The sequence below is a fragment of the Variovorax sp. YR634 genome (assembly GCF_900106655.1).
GTDB lineage: Bacteria > Pseudomonadota > Gammaproteobacteria > Burkholderiales > Burkholderiaceae_C > Variovorax.
This window is the reverse complement of the sequence record NZ_FNOL01000001.1, coordinates 368,673-385,672: the sequence shown is the minus strand read 5'-3', so window position 1 is coordinate 385,672 and position 17,000 is coordinate 368,673. Positions and strand designations below refer to the sequence as shown.

Below are 17,000 nucleotides of genomic sequence, written 5' to 3'. Positions count from 1 at the left end.
CGCACCGTGCTGCCGCCCTTCGACAAGCTCAGGGCGAACGGCTTTACCTTCCGCACCGACACGCTTCATGCAGTTCGGGCTGAGCCTGTCGAAGCCCCCTGTTTCGCACCCCAACATGTCTGACGCTGCTTCCCCCAAAGATTACCGTTCCACGCTGAACCTGCCCGACACCCCCTTCCCGATGCGCGGCGACCTGCCCAAGCGCGAACCGGGCTGGGTGAAGGAATGGAACGACGAAGGCCGCTACCACCGCCTGCGCGACGCCCGCCACGGCGCGCCCAAGTTCATCCTGCACGACGGCCCGCCGTACGCCAACGGCCAGATCCACATGGGCCACGCGGTGAACAAGATCCTGAAGGACATGATCACCAAGGCGCGCCAGCTCGAAGGCTACGACGCGCTCTACGTGCCCGGCTGGGACTGCCATGGCCTGCCGATCGAGAACGCCATCGAAAAGCAGTACGGCCGCAACCTGAGCCGCGACGAGATGCAGGCCAAGAGCCGCGCCTTCGCCACCGAGCAGATCGCCCAGCAGATGGTCGATTTCCAGCGCCTGGGCGTGCTGGGCGAGTGGGACCATCCCTACAAGACGATGGACTTCGCCAATGAAGCCGGCGAGCTGCGCGCGTTCAAGCGCGTGATCGAGCGTGGTTTTGTCTACCGCGGCCTGAAGCCGGTGTACTGGTGCTTCGACTGCGGCTCCTCGCTGGCCGAGTTCGAAATCGAATACGCCGACAAGAAGAGCCAGACCGTCGACGTGGCCTTCAAGGCGCACGAGCGCGAGAAGGTGCTCAAGGCCTTCGGCACCGACCACACGATCCTCGGCGACGTCTTCGCCGTGATCTGGACCACCACCGCGTGGACCATCCCGGCCAACCAGGCGATCAACCTGAACCCCGACCTCGAGTACTCGCTGGTCGACACCGAGCGCGGCCTGCTGATCCTTGCCAACTCGCTGGTCGAGATGTGCATGACGCGCTATGCGCTCGACGGCAAGGTGCTGGCCACGGTCAAGGGCGAGAAGCTCGGCGGCCTCGAATTCGAGCACCCGCTGTACGACGTGGATGCCGGCTACAAGCGCCTGTCGCCCGTGTACCTGGCCGACTACGCCACCGCCACCGACGGCACGGGCCTGGTGCACTCCTCGCCCGCCTACGGCGTGGACGACTTCAACTCCTGCATCGCCCACGGAGTGGCGTACGACGACATCCTGAACCCGGTGCAAGGCAACGGCAGCTACGCGGCCGACTTCCCGCTGTTCGGCGGCCAGAACATCTGGAAGGCCGTGCCGGAAATCATCGCCGCGCTGCGCGACGCCAACCGTGTGCTGACAAGCGAGACCATCACCCACAGCTACCCGCACTGCTGGCGCCACAAGACGCCGGTGATCTACCGCGCCGCGGCGCAGTGGTTCATCCGCATGGACGAAGGCGAAGGCGTGTTCACCAAGGACAAGGCGCCCAAGACGCTGCGCCAGACCGCGCTCGACGCCATCGAGCAGACCAGCTTCTATCCGGAGAACGGCAAGGCGCGCCTGCACGACATGATCGCCGGGCGTCCCGACTGGTGCATCAGCCGCCAGCGCAGCTGGGGCGTGCCGATCCCGTTCTTCCTGCACAAGGATTCGGGTGAACTGCATCCGCGCACGATGGAGATCATCGACCAGGCCGCCGACATCGTCGAAAAGGGCGGCATCGAGGCCTGGAGCCGCGCCACAGTCGAAGAGATCCTCGGTGCCGAAGACGCGCCGCACTACACGAAGAGCACCGACATCCTCGAAGTGTGGTTCGACTCGGGCTCGACCTTCTCCCACGTGCTGCGCGGCACGCACCCCGCCGTGCACCACGACACGGGGCCTGAAGCCGACCTGTACCTCGAAGGCCACGACCAGCATCGCGGGTGGTTCCACTCGTCGCTGCTGATCGCCTGCGCGCTGGAAGACCGCGCGCCGTACCGGGGCCTGCTGACGCACGGCTTCACGGTCGATGCCAAGGGCATCAAGATGAGCAAGTCGCTCAAGAACGGCATCGATCCGCAGGAAATCAGCAACAAGCTGGGTTCGGAAATCATCCGCCTGTGGGTGGCCGCGAGCGACTATTCGGGCGACATCGCTGGCGACGACAAGATCCTGGCGCGCGTGGTCGATGCGTACCGCCGCATCCGCAACACGCTGCGCTTCCTGCTCGCGAACACGAGCGACTTCGACGCTGGCAAAGATGCGGTGCCGCTCGACCAGCTGTTCGAGATCGACCGCTATGCGCTGTCGCGCGCGGCGCAGTTCCAGGCCGAGATCCTCGCGCACTACAAGGTGTACGAGTTCCACCCGGTGGTGGCCAAGCTGCAGATCTACTGCTCGGAAGACCTGGGCGGCTTCTACCTTGACATCCTGAAGGACCGGCTCTACACGACGGCCCCGGGCTCGCTGGCTCGCCGCAGCGCTCAAACGGCGCTGTGGCACATCTCGCAAGCCATGCTGCGCTGGATGGCGCCGTTCCTCAGCTTCACAGCCGAGGAAGCCTGGAAGTTCGTGAGCACCGGCAAGCCGGGCGAATCGATCTTCGCGCAAACCTACAGCCAGTTCGCCGCGCCCGACGAAGCCCTGCTCGCCAAGTGGAGCCGCATCCGCGAGATCCGCGATGCGGTGAACAAGGACATCGAAGCGGTGCGTGCCGAAGGCAAGGTCGGCTCGTCGCTGCAGGCCAATCTGCAGCTGACCGCGCCTGCCGACGACTTCGCGCTGCTGGGCTCGCTGGGTGATGACCTGAAGTTCGTCTTCATCACCTCGGCCATCGCGCTGGCCGCCGGTGAAGCGCTGTCGACGGTGGTGACGCCGAGCGCCGCGCAGAAGTGCGAGCGCTGCTGGCACTACCGCGACGACGTGGGCCACGATGCGGCACACCCGACGATCTGCGGGCGCTGCACGAGCAACCTGTTCGGCGCCGGCGAATCGCGGAGCGTTGCCTGATGGCCGCCACCCGCTCCATGTCTTCTGCATCGCGTTCGCGCGGCGGCAGCATCTGGCCGTGGCTCGGGCTGGCGGTGATCATCGTGATCATCGACCAGTTCACCAAGACGCTGATCCTGGGCTACTACAAGCTCGGCGACGCGACCTATGTGACGAGCTTCTTCAACGTCGTCCGCGCGCACAACACGGGGGCCGCCTTTTCATTCCTCGCGGATCACTCGGGATGGCAGCGCTGGCTGTTCACGATCATCGGCGTGGCGGCTGCGGTGTTCATCGTGTGGATGCTGAAGTCGCACGCGGGGCAGAAGCTGTTTTCGTTCGCCATGGCCTGCATCCTGGGCGGGGCCATCGGGAACGTGGTCGACCGGATGATGCACGGCTATGTCGTCGACTTTCTGAGCTTTCATGCTGGGAACTGGTACTTCCCGGCTTTCAATGCTGCGGACAGTGCGATCACGCTCGGGGCCATCTGTCTGATCCTGGACGAGATCCGGCGAGTTCGTCGGGGTAAGTGACTTTTTTGGGGCACCCGGCAGGCGGTACGGCGCGATCGGCCCCACTATGCCGGCCGCTTCGCGGCTTCCCTGCGGTGCTCGCGTTTCGCGGGGTCTCGCAGAACTCGCTTCGCTCAGACAGCTGCGAGCCCTGATCCGCGAAACGCTGCGCTCCTCGGCGGCACAGAGGGGCCGCCCACACCGCACCACCTGCCGGGCGCCTGTCGTGACGTGAATGCCGTCGCCCTCACCCCAGCCCTCTCCGAGAGGGAGAGGGAGCAAAACAATGCGCGGGCTTCAAGGAGTGGGGCTCAACAACTGCTCTGACCACGGCGGTGGGTGCTGTGCCCTTGGGTGGCCGTTGAGGCACCGCCGAGCAGCGCAGCGAGGGGCGGATCAGGGCTCGCCCTTGTCTGAGCGAAGCGAGTTTGGGCGAGACCCCGCCCGTCGTGAGCAGCGCAGGGAAGCCCGAAGGGCCGGTGACGTCGGCCGTCCAAGGGCACAGCACCCACCGCCGAGCCCACAAACACAAAGCCCTCTCGGGTTTCTCCCGCTTTCTCGCGATGTCATAACAAAGTCATACTGCGGCGGTCCAATGTAATCGATTACATGAACACCGCACAATGAGCATTCAAGCCGTTGCAGCCAAAGCCGGGGTCTCCGTGGCCACCGTCTCGCGCGCCTTCAATTTCCCCGGCAAGGTGACGCCCGCCACGCGCGAGCTGGTGGAGCGCGTGGCACGCGAACTCAACTACGTGCCGAATGCCAGCGCGCGCACCTTGCGCACCCAGCGCAGCCGTGTGCTCGGCGTGGTGCTGCCCACGCTGCTGAACCCGACCTTCGCCGAGTGCCTGCAAGGCATTGCGCGCGCAGCCGTCGCGGGTGGCTACGCGATCATTCCCGTCACCACGGGCTACAAGCTCGACGAAGAAGAGCGTGCCGTTCATCTGCTGCTGGCAGGCAATGTCGACGGGCTGATCCTCGTGGTGTCGAACCCCTCCACTTCGGCCGCCCTGCCCCGCCTGCAGGCAGCCGGCGTGCCCTATGTGCTCGCCTACAACCGGCACCCGGATCACCCTTGCGTATCGGTCGACAGCGAAGGCGCGGTGGCCGACGCGGTCACGCGCCTCGTGCTGCTGGGCCACCGCCGCATCGCCATGGTCAGCGGCACGCTCGCCGCGTCGGACCGAGCGCAGCAGCGCTACCGCGGCTACCTGAAGGGCATGACCGAGGCCGGGCTCGCGGCACCCGCACTTATCGAAGTGCCCTTCGTCGAAACGGCCGTCGATGCGCTCTCCAGCCAGCTGCAGGCGCGCAACCGCCCTACCGCACTGATCTGCTCCAACGACCTGCTGGCCATTCGCAGCATCCGCGCCGCGCATCTCAGCGGCCTGTCGGTGCCCGGCGACCTCAGCGTCGTCGGCTTCGACGGCATTGCGCTCGGTGAAGACCTCACGCCCGCGCTTACCACCATCACCCAACCCAACAGCGACATCGGCCGCCACAGCGTAGAGCTGCTGATCCAGGCCATGGCCAGCGGCGCCACGCTGCAGGCCGATGCGAGCCTTCTGCTTCCCCATGCCTTCCGAGACGGCGAGTCGTGCGCTTCGGTGCACGAAGACAACAACGCCGCCATTTCACGACCCTGACCACTTCTCGTTCTTTGCCTACATCCATCCAAGGAGCTTCTTCATCATGTCTCTTCGCTTCCACCGCATGGCCCGCCTCGGCCTGCTCGCCGCCACGCTCGTCGCCGGCAGCGCCATGGCGCAGACCGCCATTTGCTACAACTGCCCGACCGAATGGGCCGACTGGGGCACGCAGCTGAAGGCCATCAAGGCCAAGACCGGCGTCACCGTGCCGCCCGACAACAAGAACTCGGGCCAGTCGCTCGCCCAGATGGCGGCCGAGAAGGCCAGCCCCGTGGCCGACGTCACCTACCTCGGCGTGACCTTCGCGGTGCAGGCAGCCAAGGACGGCCTGGTCGAGCCCTACAAGCCGGCCGCATGGAAAGACATTCCCGACGGCCTGAAGGACCCGGCCGGCAACTGGTTCACCGTCCACTCGGGCACGCTCGGCTTCATGGTCAACGTCGATGCGCTCAAGGGCAAGCCGATTCCGAAGTCGTGGGCCGACCTGCTCAAGCCCGAATACAAGGGCCTGATCGGCTACCTCGACCCCGCCTCGGCCTTCGTCGGTTACGTCGGCGCGGTCGCGGTGAACGAAGCGCGCGGCGGCACGCTCGACAACTTCAAGCCGGCCATCGACTACTTCAAGGCGCTGCAGAAGAACGAGCCCATCGTGCCGAAGCAGACCTCGTACGCGCGCGTGCTGTCGGGCGAAATCGCGATCCTGCTCGACTACGACTTCAACGCTTACCGCGCCAAGTACAAGGACAAGGCCAACGTCGCCTTCGTGATCCCGAGCGAAGGCACGCTGGCCGTGCCCTACGTGATGAGCCTGGTCGCCAAGGCCCCGCACGCGGCCGACGCGAAGAAGGTGCTCGACTTCACTCTGTCCGACGAAGGCCAGGCGATCTGGGCCAAGGCCTACCTGCGGCCGGTGCGCGCCAATGCGATGCCCAAGGACATCGAGGCGCAGTTCCTGCCTGCGAGCGAATACGCCCGCGCCAAGAGCGTGGACTACGGCCGCATGGCCGCAGCGCAGCGCGCCTTCTCCGACGAGTACCTGAAGGAAGTCCGCTGAGCGGACGCCACGCGCGATGACGCAAGCCACTCTCTCCAACGCTTCCAACGCCTGGAACCCGCGCTGGCGCCTGCTGGCCTGCGTCGCGCCCGCGGCCGCCTTCTTCGCGGCCTTCTGGCTGCTGCCGGTGGTGCGCCTGCTCACGCTGCCGGCCGACAAAGGCTGGGCCACCTACTTCGCGGTGCTGACCGATGCGCGCTACCTCACGAGCATGGCCAACACGGTCGCGCTCTCGGTGGCCGTGACGCTGGCCACGCTGGTGCTGGGCGCGGCGGTGGGCATCTACCTCGCGCGCCATGCCTTTATCGGCAAGCGTGTGCTGCTGTCGCTGCTCACGCTGCCGCTGTCGTTTCCGGGCGTGATCATCGGCTTCTTCGTGATCCTGCTGGGCGGGCGGCAAGGCGTGGTGGCCGACATCGGCGACAGCCTGTTCGGCGAGCGCATCACCTTCGCCTACGGCCTGCTCGGGCTGTTCCTGGCGTACCTGTATTTCTCGCTGCCGCGCGCCATTGCCACTTATGCAGCGGCAGCCGAGTCGATGAACACGCAGCTCGAAGAAGCGGCGCGTTCGCTCGGCGCCTCGCGGCTGCGAGTGGCGCGCGACGTGTGGATGCCCGAACTCGCGCCCACCACGCTGGCGTGCGGCGCCATCCTGTTCGCCACGTCGATGGGCGCGTTCGGCACAGCCTTCACGTTGGCCAGCAAGTTCGAGGTGATCCCGATCACCATCTACAACGAGTTCACCAACTACGCCAACTTCGCGCTCGCCGCGTCGCTGTCGATCTCGCTGGGCATCGTGACCTGGCTGGTGCTGTTCGTGGCGCGCCGCTTCGGCGCGAACCCCGTCGCACGTTGAGACCCACGCACATGCGCAAGAACACACAACCGAAGGCCCCCTTCCTGCTCGCCGTCACGGTGATCGTGAGCCTTTTCATGATCGCGCCGATGTTGCTGTCGGTGATGGCGGGGCTCGTCAATAACTACAGCGCCGGGCTCAAGAGCGGCCTTACGCTGCGCTGGCTCGGCGAGGTGTGGGAGAACTACGGCGGCACCGTCGGCTGGTCGCTCGCGCTGGCCGTGGCCTGCGTCGTCGGCACCGTGCTGCTGGGCGTGCCCTGCGCCTATGCGCTGGCGCGCAGCCGCTCGCGCGCCGCGCGCATCTTCGAAGAGCTGCTGACACTGCCGGTCGCAGTGCCGGGCCTTGCGACGGCGCTGGCTTTGATCCTCGCCTACGGCCAGCTCACCGCCTTCCGCCAGAGCTTCGCCTTCATCCTCGTCGGCCACATGATCTTCACGCTGCCCTTCATGGTGCGCACCGTGAGTTCGGCCTTCCAGCGCGACGACCTGCTTGCGCTGGAAGAGGCCGCACGCTCGCTGGGCGCCAACTTCCGCCAGCGCTTCATGGGCATCCTGGTGCCGGCCGTGTTCCCGGCCATCGTGGCCGGCAGCCTGATGGTGTTCACGCTGTCGGTGGGCGAATTCAACCTCACGTGGATGCTGCACACCCCGCTCACCCGCACGCTGCCCGTGGGCCTGGCCGACAGCTATGCCTCGATGCGCATCGAGATCGGATCGGCCTACACGCTGGTCTTCTTCGCCGTCATTCTTCCGGTGCTGTGGGGCCTGCAGTACCTTGCCAACCTGATGCAGAAACGCCATGGAACTTGAACGCATCCCCGTCGACATTACGAACTGCGCAAAGACCTACGCAGACGGCACGCGCGGCCTGCAGCCCACCGACCTGAAGGTCGAGGCTGGCGAGGTGCTCGCGCTGCTGGGCCCTTCGGGCTGCGGCAAGACCACGCTGCTGCGGCTGATCGCGGGGCTGGAAGCGCCCGACGCGGGCAGCCGCATCGTGTTCGGCGGCCAAGACGTCACGCAGCGCCCGGTCGAGCACCGCGGCGTAGGCATGGTGTTCCAGAGCTACGCGCTCTTTCCGCAGATGACGGTGGCGGCCAACATCGGCTACGGCCTGCGCATTCGCGGCGTCTCGCCCGATGAGGAAAAGCGCAGCGTCGGCGAGCTGGTCGACCTGGTGCGCCTGGGCGGCCTGGAAAACAAGCGCCCCGCCGAACTCTCCGGCGGCCAGCGCCAGCGCGTGGCCCTGGCGCGCGCCGTGGCCGTGCGCCCGCGCGTGCTGCTACTCGACGAGCCGCTGGCCGCACTAGACGCCAAGCTCAAGGAATCGCTGCGCGACGAGCTAGCCGAGCTGCTGCGCCGCCTGCACATCACGGCCATCCACGTCACGCACGACCAGCAGGAGGCGCTCGCCATCGCAGACCGGCTCGCGGTAATGCGCGCCGGCCGCATCGTGCAGGTGGGCCGTGGCGAAGACCTGTACCGTGCGCCCGCGCATCCTTTCGTGGCCGAGTTCCTGGGCCGGGTCAACCGCCTGGAGCGCGAGGCCGATGCCATCGCGCAAGGTGTTGTCCGACTCGGTGGATCAACCGTGCCCTGCCCGGGCGCGTGGCAAGGCCATGCGATGCTGCTCGTGCGGCCTGAAGACATCGAGGTCAGCGCGCCGCAGCCCGATTGGGGCGCCGCCACCGTCGAGCGCCGCACCTTCCTCGGCGACCGCGTGCAATTGCACCTGCGCCTGCAAGACCAGCCCGTGCTGGTGGCCGATGTAGGGCGCGACAATCCTTTTGGGCCGGGCGACGCGGTGGGTCTTCGCATCCACCCCGACCGGCTGATGACGTCGCAGGAGACAAGCGCATGACGACAACTCAGAGCAAGAACACCGTCCTGGTCCAGCTGACCGACCTGCACATCCGCGAGCCGGGCCGGCTGGCATATGGCCGCATCGACACCGCGCCATACCTCGAACGCGCCGTGCAGTCGGTGCTCGCCTTGCGCCAGCAACCCGACGCAGTGGTCGTCACCGGCGACCTGACCGATTTCGGCCGCGCCACCGAGTACGAGCACCTCGCCCGCCTGCTGGCTCCGCTGACCATGCCGGTCTACCTGATGCCCGGCAACCACGACGACCGCGACCAGCTGCGCCGCAGCTTTCCCGGCCATGCCTACATGGGCACGGGCGCCGATACAGACGGCTTCATCCAGTACTCGGTGCGCGTCGGCGACCTGCGCCTGCTCACGCTCGACACCTGCGTGCCCGGTGCCAGCCACGGCTCGCTGTGCGAGAAGCGGCTGGCTTGGCTCGAGGCACAGCTCGACGCCTGCCGCGACGAGCCCGTCGTCGTCGCCATGCATCACCCGCCCTTCGAAACGCTGATCGGCCACATGGACGAGATCGGCCTGCTGCAAGGCGCCGATGCGCTGGAAGCCCTGCTCTCGCGCTACAGCAACGTCGAGCGTGTCATCTGCGGCCACCTGCACCGTGCCATCGACGTGCGTTTCGGCGGCACCATCGCCTCGACCTCGCCGGCGCAGGCCCATCAGGTCTGCCTCGATCTCGCCCCGGACGCGGACTCGGCCTGGACGCTGGAGCCGCCTTCTTTCCGGGTGCACGCGTGGTCAGCGCGCGGACGCCGGCTCGTCACCCATCTCGCAGCATCAGGCAGCTTCGAAGGCCCCTATCCTTTCCACGACAACGGAGCACTGATCGACTGAAGCGCTCACTTGTGGAAAATGGGGTCGAAACGAACCAGAACGAAAAGGATAGAACCCGACCCCCATGAAGCATCTCCTGAATCTGCTGGCGGCCGTGGCCCTGCTGGTATGGGGCACGCACCTGGTCCGCACCGGCGTGCTGCGTGTGTTCGGCGCCAACCTGCGCAAGATCCTCGTGCAGAGCATGCGCAACCGTTTCACGGCCGCCCTCTCGGGCATCGGCGTGACAGCCCTGGTGCAGTCGAGCACCGCCACCTCGCTCATGACCTCGTCCTTCGTCGGGCAAGGCCTGGTTACGCTGCCGGCGGCGCTGGCGGTGATGCGGGGCGCAGACGTGGGCACTGCGCTGATCTCGGTGCTGTTCTCGGCAGACCTGTCATGGCTTTCTCCAATGTTCATCTTCGTGGGCGTGGTGCTGTTCATCACGCGCTCGGCCACCGTGGCGGGGCGCGTCGGCCGGGTGCTGATCGGGCTCGGGCTGATGCTGCTGGCGCTGCAGCTGGTGGTGGAGGCGACCGAGCCGCTGTTCTCCTCGCCGGCCGTGCGCGCGCTGCTCGCATCGATCAGCAGCGACGTGCTGCTTGAAATCACCATCGGCTCGGTGCTGGCCATCGTGGCCTATTCGAGCCTCGCGGTGGTGCTGCTGGTCGCGGCCATGGCCACGTCGAACGTGGTGCCGCTGGACGTGGCGCTCGGCCTGGTGCTCGGCGCCAACCTGGGCAGCGGCCTGCTGGCGGTGCTGACCACAGCCAAGTCGGCGGTGGCGGTGCGGCAGGTGACTGTGGGCAACCTGCTCTTCAAGGCACTGGGCGTGGCCGTCGTCGCCCCCTTCATCGGCCTGTGGATCCGCTACGTGCAGCCGCAGCTGCCCAACCAGACACACGGCGTGGTGCTGTTCCACCTGGCGTTCAACATCGTGATCAGCGTGGGGTTCATCGGCCTCACGCAGTGGGTCGCGAAGCTGGTAATGCGCATGCTGCCGGTACCGCAGCAGCCAGCGGGCACCTCACGGCCGCATCACCTCGATCCATCGGCGCTGTCGACGCCCTCGCTCGCCATTTCGAATGCCGCGCGCGAGGCGCTGCACCAGGCCGACATCGTGGAGACCATGCTGATCGGCACACTCGACGTGATACGCCACAACGACCTGCGGCTCGCGCAGGAACTGAGGCAGCTCGACGACACGGTGGACGAGCTGTACTCGGCCATCAAGTACTACATGACCCGCATCTCGCGCGAGGCGCTGGGCGAAGAGGAAAGCCGGCGCTGGACCGACATCATCAGCTTCACGATCAACATGGAGCAGATCGGCGACATCATCGAGCGCGTGATCATCGACGTGGAAGACAAGAAGATCAAACCGCAGCGCAACTTCTCTGAAGCGGGCATGGCGGAAATCGTCGAGCTGCATGGGCGGCTGGTGGCCAACCTGCGGCTGAGCATGAGCGTGTTCCTGAACGGCAACGTGCGCGATGCGCAGAAGCTGCTCGAAGAGAAGGTGCGCTTCCGGAACCTGGAGCGGGCCTACGCCACGACCCACCTGGACCGGCTGTCGGACCGCACGACGCTGAGCATCGAGACCAGCTCGCTGCACATCGACCTGATCAGCGACCTGAAGCGGATCAACTCGCACATCTGCTCGATTGCGTATCCGATCCTGGAGTCGGCCGGAGCCTTGGCGCCCAGCCGGCTGAGAGAGTCTCGACTGGGAAAGATCGAGGGCTGACCGACTAGTCGGCCTGCTCGGCCGTCTTCAGCACGGAAGCCTCGCGCCCCCGCCGCGCATAGCGTTGCGCCAGCACGGCGCACACCATCAGCTGCATCTGATGGAACAGCATCAGCGGCAGCACGATCGCGCCCACCGCGTGCGAAGCGAACAGCACCTTCGCCATCGGAATGCCGCTGGCCAGGCTCTTCTTGGAGCCGCAGAACACGATCGTGATCTCGTCCTCGGTATCGAAGCCCAGCTTGCGCGCCAGCAGGGTCGTGAGGCTCAGCGCCAGCCCCAGCACCACCGCGCACACCACCAGCAGCCCGACCAGCGCATGCGCGGGCACCTGCTTCCACAGGCCTTCGATCACGGCCGCGCTGAATGCCGTGTAGACGACCAGCAGGATCGAGCCCTGATCCACGAACTTCAGCACCGCCGCGCGGCGCTGTATCCACTTGCCGATCAACGGCCGCAGCAGGTGCCCCACCACGAACGGCACCATCAGCTGCAGCAGGATGCGTCCGATCGAGTCCAGCGACGAACTCGCATGGCCGCCGTTCGGCAGCACCACCAGATTGACCAGAATCGGCGTGATGAACACACCCAGCAGCGTGGAGGCCGACGCGCTGCAGATGGCGGCGGGCATGTTGCCTCGAGCCATCGCCGTGAATGCGATAGCCGACTGCACCGTGGCAGGCAGCACGCACAGATAGAGCACGCCGGTGTAGAGCTCTGGTGTCACCAACGGCAGGAGCAGGGGCTTGAGCGCCAGCCCGAGCATGGGAAACAGCACGAAGGTGCTGCCGAACACCAGCAGGTGCAGCCGCCAGTGCGTGAGCCCGTTCAAGATCGCCTCGCGCGACAGCTTGGCGCCGTGCAGGAAGAACAGCAGCCCGATGGCGGCGGTCGTGAGCAGTTCGAAGAAATGCGCCACCTTGCCGCTTGCAGGCAGCAGGCTGGCAAAGGTCACGACCGAGAGAAGCGCGAAGGTGAAGTTGTCGGGAAGAAAGCGGGGGCGGGACATGTTGCAACTTGGGGCGCTGCGCGTTGCAGGCGCGCAGGCCGACTCAGCAGGGGAATGTGTGATTTCCGCGCATGAATCTCGTCGCCAATTTGCGGAGCCCGGCGCGTGCTCCTCGCGCCTTTGAGGGTGCATTTTCGGCGAAGTCCGGCTCGGTTGCCGGTCGGCGAAAAATGCCCCTGCCTCAGTGTGCGGCGGGCGAACTGAACTGCGCCTGACGATGGCGCAGGCAGTAGTCGATCAGGTCGTCGATTTCGGTGGCCTTGTCGAACACGGCATCGGCACCGAGGTGCACGCATTTGCGCCGCATGTCGGGCGTGGCGTAGTTGCTGAGCACCACCATCTTCTGCGACGGGCCGCGGTGGCGACACGCTTCGAGCACGCGAAAGCCGGTGCCGTCCTTCAGGAACAGGTCGACGATGGCCAGGTCCCATTGCGACAGGTTGTCTGAAAGCCAACGCGAGCCCTCCTCCTCCGACTCGGCCTCGCCGACCGGATCGACTCGCGCCACCTCGCGCAGCGTGCCCACAAGGCTCTTGCGGATGGTCGGGTTGTCTTCGACGATGAAAGTGCGAACTGTGGTCATGGGCTGGCTCGTCTCTACGCTGTGTTCACAGGCTACAAAGTGCACCCGGCACAAGTCGAAGGCATGACACCCCACCGCCGGTAGGACAAGACTGGCGCCCTGCCCCACCGGAGCCATTCAGAGCGTCAGGATCGTGCAGCCCGTGGTCTTGCGCGCCTCCAGGTCGCGGTGCGCCTGCTGCACGTCGGCCAGTGCATAGCGCTGGTCGATCGGGATCTTCACCGCGCCGCTTCGCACCACCGCGAACAGGTCGTCGGCCATCGCCTGCGTGCTTTCGCGCGTGGCCATGTGCGTGAACAGTGTTGGCCGCGTCACATAGAGCGAGCCCTTGGACGCCAGCAAGCCGAGGTTGACCGGCGGCACCGGGCCCGAGCCATTGCCGAAGATGGCAAGCAGGCCGAAGGGGCGCAGGCAGTCGATCGAGCCTTCGAAGGTGTCCTTGCCCACCGAGTCGTACACCACCTTCACGCCCTTGCCGCCGGTAATTTCCTTCACGCGGGCCGCGAAGTTCTCGGTGCTGTAGTTGATGGCGTGCGCCGCGCCGTGCGCCAGCGCGAGCTTGCACTTGGCATCGCTGCCGGCCGTGCCGATCAGCTGCAGGCCCAGCGCCTTGGCCCACTGGCAGGCGATCAGGCCCACCCCGCCGGCCGCTGCATGGAACAGGATGAAGTCGCCGGCCTGCAGGCCTTCGGCCGGCAGCGTCTTCTTCAGCAGGTACTGGGTGGTCAGGCCCTTGAGCATCATGGCCGCGCCAGTCTCGAAGGAGATGTCGTCGGGCAGCTTGCACACGCACTTGGCCGGCATCACGCGCAGTTCGCAGTAGGCGCCCGGCGGCGGGCTGGCATAGGCGGCGCGGTCGCCGGGCTTCAGGTGCGTCACGCCCTCGCCCACCGCCTCGACGATGCCCGAGGCCTCCATGCCCAACTGCAGCGGCATCGCGAACGGGTAGAGCCCGCTGCGCTGATAGGTGTCGATGAAATTCAGGCCCACGGCCTTGTGGCGGATGCGGATCTCGCCGGGGCCGGGCTCGCCGACTTCCACGTCGACGATCTTCAGTTCTTCGGGGCCGCCATGGCGGTCGATACGGACGGCTTTGCTCATCATCGTTGCAGTCTCCACACACAGGAAAAGAAGAGGGATGGGCATCCTGCCACGTCTGGGTTTCCCGTGGCGGCGCGGGGCATCATTGCCCGGTAGAGTCGGCGGCCATGCAGACACAGCCGCAGCGCCTCGCTCCCCTCACCGTTCTCCTGCTCGTCGTTCCGCCGCTGCTCTGGGCCAGCAATGCCGTGGTCGGCCGGCTGGTGCGCGACATGGTGTCGCCGCTCACGCTGAACTTCGTGCGCTGGGTCATCGCGTTCGCGCTGCTGTTGCCGCTGGCCGCGCCGGTGTTGCGCCGCAACAGCCCGCTGTGGGCGCACTGGAAACGCTACGCGGTGCTCGGGCTGCTGGGCATCGGCCTGTACAACGCGTTCCAGTACTTGGCGCTGCAGACCTCCACGCCCATCAACGTGACGCTGGTCGGCTCCAGCCTGCCGCTGTGGATGCTCGCGACCGGGGCGCTGTTCTTCAGCGCACGCATCAGTGCCCGCGAAATCGGTGGCGCGCTGCTGTCGATGGTGGGCGTGCTGCTGGTGCTCAGCCGCGGCGAATGGCAGCAACTGCTCAGGCTGCGGCTGGTGCCGGGCGACCTCTACATGATTTTGGGCACCATCGCCTGGGCCTTCTACAGCTGGCTGCTTGCGCGCACGCACGAGCCCAAGGCCGTGCGGCAGGACTGGGCCGCGTTCCTGATGTCGCAATTGGTGTTCGGTGTCGCATGGTCGGGCGCGCTGGCCGCCGGTGAATGGACGCTGACACCCGCCCACATCGACCTGGGCTGGCCGCTCATCGCCGCGATGCTGTTCATCGGCATCGGGCCCGCGGTGGTGGCGTATCGCTGCTGGGGCACCGGCGTGCAACGCGCGGGCCCGCAGGCGGCAAGCATCTTCATGAACCTCACGCCGCTGTTCGCGGCGGTGCTGTCGGCGGCCTTTTTGCGGGAGCCGCCGCATTGGTACCACGGCGCGGCGTTTTTGCTTATCGTGGGCGGGATCGTGGTGGCGTCCCGGCGCTGAAAACACCGGGCCTCGCGCAGCCTGGGGGCGAGCTCAGTACGTGCCCGGGTAGGCCCCGCCGTCGGCGAGCACGTTCTGGCCGGTCATGTAGCCGGCCTGCATGCTGCACAGGAAGGCACAGATGGCGCCGAACTCGGCCGGCGTGCCGAAGCGCTTCGCAGGAATGTTCTTCTTGCGGGCTTCCCACACGGTATCGAAGTCCTGGCCCGACTTCTGCGCCGCGCCGGCCATCGTGCCCTTGAGGCGGTCGGTGTCGAAGGAGCCCGGCAGCAGGTTGTTGATGGTCACGCCCTGCGCTGCGATGGGCGTTCGCGCCACGCCGGCCACGAAGCCGGTGAGGCCGCTGCGCGCGCCGTTCGACAGGCCCAGGATGTCGATGGGCGACTTCACCGAGCTCGACGTGATGTTCACGATGCGGCCGAAGCCGCGCTTGGCCATGCCGTCGACCGTGGCCTTGATCAGCTCGATGGGCGTGAGCATGTTGGCGTCGACCGCCTTGATCCACGCCTCGCGGTCCCAGTTGCGGAAATCACCGGGCGGCGGGCCGCCCGCGTTGGTGACGACGATGTCGAAGTCATGGCCCAGCGCGAACACTGCGGCGCGGCCGGCTTCGGTCGTGATGTCGGCGGCCACGTGCTTGACGAACGGGCCCGATGCGCCTGCAGCTTCCGTCAGCTTCTTCGCGGCCGCTTCCAGTGCCTCGGCGCCGCGCGCCACGATCACCACGTTCACGCCTTCGCGCACCAGCGCCTCGGCGCAGCCGTAGCCCAGCCCCTTGCTCGCGCCGCACACCAGCGCGGTCTTGCCTGCAATACCCAGATCCATGTTGTTGCTCCTGTGAGTCAGTCAGTACGGCAACGGGCTTCAGCGCCCCTTGCGTGTGAAAACGAAAATGCCCGCGATGACGAGCACGGTGCCGGCCGCGATCCACGGCGTGAACGGCTCGCCCAGTATGACCACCCCCATGAGGATGGTCGACAGCGGCCCGATCATGCCGGTTTGCGCGGCCACGGCCGGGCCGATGCGCTCGATGGCCATCATCACCATCAGCACGGGCACTGCCGTGCAAAGCGTGGCGTTGAGCACCGACAGCCAGATCACCTCGGGCGCCACCTGCATCGCCACGCTCATCGGCCGCGTCAGCACGAACTGCAGGATGCACAGCACGCAAGCCACCGTGGTAGCCAGGCCCACGAGCCGCAGCGACCCCAAGCGCTTGACGAACTCGCCGCTGTAGACGAGGTAGCCCGCATAGCTCACCGCGCTCAGGAACACCAGGAACGCGCCCCACGCCGCCGCCCCGCCGCCCTTGCCGCCGCCCCCGGTCCACAGTTCGTGGCCGAACACCAGCAGCACGCCGGCATAGCTCACGACCATGCCCAGCACCTGCTGGCGCGTAGCGCGCCGCCGGTACATCAGCCAGCCGAACAGCAGCACCAGCGTGGGGTTGAGATACAGGATCAGCCGCTCGAAGCTGGCCGAGATGTACGCGAGCCCCGCAAAGTCGAGAAAGCTCGCAAGGTAGTAGCCCGAGAAGCCGAGCCCGATCACGCCGATCCAGTCGCGGCCCGTCAGCGCAGGCTTGCCGCGCCCCGCCCACCATGCCATCACGGCAAAGAGCGGCAGCGCGAACAGCATGCGCAGCATGATGAGCGTGATGGCGTCCACGCCGTAGCGGTACGCCAGCTTGACGATGATGGCCTTGCCGCTGAACGCGATGGCGCCCAGCGTGGCAAGAATCAGACCGGACGCATAGCCTTTTCTTGCGCCGTCGTGAGTTGGGATGCCGAGCGATGCGGCTGTCTTGTTCATCCCCCGATCATCGCG

The 17,000-nt window shown here is 66.6% G+C and carries 15 protein-coding genes; 10 read left to right on the top strand and 5 right to left on the bottom strand.

The annotated features are described in order from the left end of the window. Positions 1-115: 115 nt before the first annotated feature. The 9 genes from ileS to BLV60_RS01740 all read left to right on the top strand — a co-directional run bounded on the left by ileS (position 116) and on the right by BLV60_RS01740 (position 11,464). Positions 116-2,965: an isoleucine--tRNA ligase gene (gene ileS / locus BLV60_RS01780; RefSeq protein ID WP_093050340.1), complete on the top strand. Its 2,850-nt coding sequence runs from the start codon at positions 116-118 to the stop codon at positions 2,963-2,965. Then, positions 2,965-3,480, top strand: a complete 516-nt coding sequence (gene lspA, locus BLV60_RS01775) for a signal peptidase II (RefSeq protein ID WP_093048934.1) — start codon at positions 2,965-2,967, stop codon at positions 3,478-3,480. Before ileS ends, lspA begins: the two co-directional genes overlap by 1 nt. Before the next feature lie 602 nt (positions 3,481-4,082). Then, complete coding sequence (locus tag BLV60_RS01770) at positions 4,083-5,108, top strand: LacI family DNA-binding transcriptional regulator (protein ID WP_093048931.1); 1,026 nt, start codon at positions 4,083-4,085, stop codon at positions 5,106-5,108. A gap of 46 nt (positions 5,109-5,154) precedes the next feature. Continuing rightward, entirely contained in the window at positions 5,155-6,165 is a 1,011-nt protein-coding gene (locus tag BLV60_RS01765) for an ABC transporter substrate-binding protein (RefSeq protein WP_093048928.1), read from the top strand. A 16-nt stretch (positions 6,166-6,181) separates the two neighbouring features. Then, the gene (locus BLV60_RS01760) at positions 6,182-7,021 is read left to right on the top strand and encodes an ABC transporter permease (RefSeq protein ID WP_093048924.1); all 840 of its coding nucleotides are present in this window, start codon (positions 6,182-6,184) and stop codon (positions 7,019-7,021) included. Between the two features lie 11 nt (positions 7,022-7,032). Next, positions 7,033-7,833 (top strand): ABC transporter permease, encoded by an 801-nt coding sequence (locus BLV60_RS01755; RefSeq protein WP_093048921.1) that lies wholly within the window; start codon positions 7,033-7,035, stop codon positions 7,831-7,833. After that, positions 7,823-8,884 (top strand): ABC transporter ATP-binding protein, encoded by a 1,062-nt coding sequence (locus BLV60_RS01750; RefSeq protein WP_093048918.1) that lies wholly within the window; start codon positions 7,823-7,825, stop codon positions 8,882-8,884. Before BLV60_RS01755 ends, BLV60_RS01750 begins: the two co-directional genes overlap by 11 nt. Next, a complete protein-coding gene (locus BLV60_RS01745; protein WP_093048915.1) occupies positions 8,881-9,738 on the top strand; it encodes a phosphodiesterase in 858 nt (285 codons plus the stop codon). The genes BLV60_RS01750 and BLV60_RS01745 overlap by 4 nt, the downstream gene beginning before the upstream one ends. A 64-nt stretch (positions 9,739-9,802) precedes the next feature. After that, positions 9,803-11,464, top strand: coding sequence for a Na/Pi cotransporter family protein (locus BLV60_RS01740; protein ID WP_093048912.1), 1,662 nt, complete (start codon positions 9,803-9,805; stop codon positions 11,462-11,464). A 4-nt stretch (positions 11,465-11,468) separates the two neighbouring features. Here the strand turns inward: BLV60_RS01740 and BLV60_RS01735 are convergent, their stop codons facing one another. From BLV60_RS01735 to BLV60_RS01725, 3 genes are all read right to left on the bottom strand, one after another. Next, positions 11,469-12,473, bottom strand: coding sequence for a bile acid:sodium symporter family protein (locus BLV60_RS01735; RefSeq protein ID WP_093048909.1), 1,005 nt, complete (start codon positions 12,471-12,473; stop codon positions 11,469-11,471). Positions 12,474-12,654: 181 nt separating this feature from the next. Further along, the gene (locus tag BLV60_RS01730) at positions 12,655-13,056 is read right to left on the bottom strand and encodes a response regulator (RefSeq protein WP_093048906.1); all 402 of its coding nucleotides are present in this window, start codon (positions 13,054-13,056) and stop codon (positions 12,655-12,657) included. Positions 13,057-13,173: 117 nt separating this feature from the next. After that, complete coding sequence (locus BLV60_RS01725) at positions 13,174-14,157, bottom strand: quinone oxidoreductase family protein (RefSeq protein ID WP_093050337.1); 984 nt, start codon at positions 14,155-14,157, stop codon at positions 13,174-13,176. A 107-nt stretch (positions 14,158-14,264) separates the two neighbouring features. On the opposite strand from BLV60_RS01725, the gene BLV60_RS01720 reads away from it, so the two are divergent. Next, complete coding sequence (locus BLV60_RS01720) at positions 14,265-15,173, top strand: DMT family transporter (RefSeq protein ID WP_093048903.1); 909 nt, start codon at positions 14,265-14,267, stop codon at positions 15,171-15,173. A 33-nt stretch (positions 15,174-15,206) separates the two neighbouring features. Here BLV60_RS01720 and BLV60_RS01715 read toward each other — a convergent pair whose 3' ends face one another. Together BLV60_RS01715 and BLV60_RS01710 are read right to left on the bottom strand one after the other, a co-directional pair. Further along, the gene (locus BLV60_RS01715; protein ID WP_093048901.1) at positions 15,207-15,998 is read right to left on the bottom strand and encodes an SDR family oxidoreductase; all 792 of its coding nucleotides are present in this window, start codon (positions 15,996-15,998) and stop codon (positions 15,207-15,209) included. A gap of 39 nt (positions 15,999-16,037) precedes the next feature. Next, the gene (locus BLV60_RS01710) at positions 16,038-16,985 is read right to left on the bottom strand and encodes a DMT family transporter (RefSeq protein ID WP_093048898.1); all 948 of its coding nucleotides are present in this window, start codon (positions 16,983-16,985) and stop codon (positions 16,038-16,040) included. Positions 16,986-17,000 lie beyond the last annotated feature (15 nt).

Excerpts from the sequence above, each read along its gene's own strand:
- BLV60_RS01745 (WP_093048915.1), top strand. The coding sequence starts at position 8,881 with ATGACGACAACTCAGAGCAAGAACACCGTCCTGGTCCAGCTGACCGAC.
- BLV60_RS01770 (WP_093048931.1), top strand. The coding sequence starts at position 4,083 with ATGAGCATTCAAGCCGTTGCAGCCAAAGCCGGGGTCTCCGTGGCCACC.
- BLV60_RS01765 (WP_093048928.1), top strand. The coding sequence starts at position 5,155 with ATGTCTCTTCGCTTCCACCGCATGGCCCGCCTCGGCCTGCTCGCCGCC.
- BLV60_RS01735 (WP_093048909.1), bottom strand. The coding sequence starts at position 12,473 with ATGTCCCGCCCCCGCTTTCTTCCCGACAACTTCACCTTCGCGCTTCTC.
- BLV60_RS01755 (WP_093048921.1), top strand. The coding sequence starts at position 7,033 with ATGCGCAAGAACACACAACCGAAGGCCCCCTTCCTGCTCGCCGTCACG.
- BLV60_RS01760 (WP_093048924.1), top strand. The coding sequence starts at position 6,182 with ATGACGCAAGCCACTCTCTCCAACGCTTCCAACGCCTGGAACCCGCGC.
- BLV60_RS01750 (WP_093048918.1), top strand. The coding sequence starts at position 7,823 with ATGGAACTTGAACGCATCCCCGTCGACATTACGAACTGCGCAAAGACC.
- BLV60_RS01740 (WP_093048912.1), top strand. The coding sequence starts at position 9,803 with ATGAAGCATCTCCTGAATCTGCTGGCGGCCGTGGCCCTGCTGGTATGG.
- ileS (WP_093050340.1), top strand. The coding sequence starts at position 116 with ATGTCTGACGCTGCTTCCCCCAAAGATTACCGTTCCACGCTGAACCTG.
- BLV60_RS01730 (WP_093048906.1), bottom strand. The coding sequence starts at position 13,056 with ATGACCACAGTTCGCACTTTCATCGTCGAAGACAACCCGACCATCCGC.
- BLV60_RS01715 (WP_093048901.1), bottom strand. The coding sequence starts at position 15,998 with ATGGATCTGGGTATTGCAGGCAAGACCGCGCTGGTGTGCGGCGCGAGC.
- BLV60_RS01710 (WP_093048898.1), bottom strand. The coding sequence starts at position 16,985 with ATGAACAAGACAGCCGCATCGCTCGGCATCCCAACTCACGACGGCGCA.
- lspA (WP_093048934.1), top strand. The coding sequence starts at position 2,965 with ATGGCCGCCACCCGCTCCATGTCTTCTGCATCGCGTTCGCGCGGCGGC.
- BLV60_RS01725 (WP_093050337.1), bottom strand. The coding sequence starts at position 14,157 with ATGAGCAAAGCCGTCCGTATCGACCGCCATGGCGGCCCCGAAGAACTG.
- BLV60_RS01720 (WP_093048903.1), top strand. The coding sequence starts at position 14,265 with ATGCAGACACAGCCGCAGCGCCTCGCTCCCCTCACCGTTCTCCTGCTC.